This window comes from Janthinobacterium agaricidamnosum NBRC 102515 = DSM 9628 (genome assembly GCF_000723165.1).
Classification (GTDB): domain Bacteria; phylum Pseudomonadota; class Gammaproteobacteria; order Burkholderiales; family Burkholderiaceae_D; genus Janthinobacterium; species Janthinobacterium agaricidamnosum.
Map to the genome: position 1 here is coordinate 5,900,359 of NZ_HG322949.1, position 334 is coordinate 5,900,692.

The window sequence follows — 334 nt, forward strand, 5'->3', positions numbered from 1 at the left end:
CTCAGTCGACCGAGTCATAAGGGTCCACACCGTCTTTGACGACCAGGATATCTTCCATGATCAGGTACTGCAGGTCGGAACCGAAGAACATGTTCAGCGCATCGGTCGGCGAGCAGATCATCGCTTCGCCACGACGGTTGAGCGAGGTATTCAGAGACACGCCGTTGCCGGTCAGTACTTCCAGCTCTTTCATCATGTCGTAGTAACGCGGGTTGTATTCGCGCTTGAGCACCTGGGCGCGGGAGGTGCCATCTTCATGGACCACTTCCGGCACGCGGGTCTTCCACTCTTCCGACACCTCAAAGGTGAAGGTCATGAACGGCGCAGGGTGATC

1 protein-coding gene (cut by a window edge) is annotated in these 334 nt (G+C 56.9%); it reads right to left on the bottom strand.

Annotated features, from left to right (window positions below):
- Window position 1: 1 nt before the first annotated feature.
- Window positions 2-334: the 3' portion of a carbamoyltransferase C-terminal domain-containing protein gene (locus GJA_RS25585; protein WP_197539816.1), read on the bottom strand. It continues 12 nt past the right edge of the window; 333 of the gene's 345 nt are visible here — the last part of the coding sequence; its start codon lies beyond the right edge, outside the window; it ends in the stop codon at window positions 2-4.